This is a genomic window from Cupriavidus sp. 01L43, assembly GCF_056399925.1.
Map to the genome: position 1 here is coordinate 1 of NZ_JBFTSH010000062.1, position 407 is coordinate 407.

Here is a 407-nt window from a genome sequence, read left to right on the forward strand (position 1 = left end):
CCCGTGCGGATGTCCTTTCCGACAAGAACAGGATCATCGCCATATCGCTTGATGTTGAGCCCGGAAATATAGGAACCACCCGAGTATCCCCGGACCGAACGCAAGGATCCGGTCGGCGGCCCCTTCGGATCGTGCTCCGGGCTGACGCGGTACCAGTCCTCGTCATACCAGTCCTGCATCCACTCCCATCCGTTGGCGTTCATGTCATAGAGTCCGAGCGGATTGGGCGGGAAGATCCCGACCGGGAACAGCATGGCCCGGAGGGCATAGGAAGGTTCATGAGGGCGGGTCCGAACCACCGGCCTGAGCTTTTCCTTTTGCTCATCGGAAGCCATGTTGCGGCCCTTGTCCATATGCCCGTTGTCCGTCGCCCAGAGGAAGTTCTGGCCACGGCTACGCGCGGCATA

The 407-nt window shown here is 60.7% G+C and carries 1 protein-coding gene; it reads right to left on the reverse strand.

All coding sequences use genetic code 11. The features are described 5' to 3' along the window. On the reverse strand, positions 1 to 353 hold a 353-nt coding region (locus AC1DP9_RS27785), incomplete at its 3' end, for a formylglycine-generating enzyme family protein (RefSeq protein ID WP_477109082.1). Positions 354 to 407 lie beyond the last annotated feature (54 nt).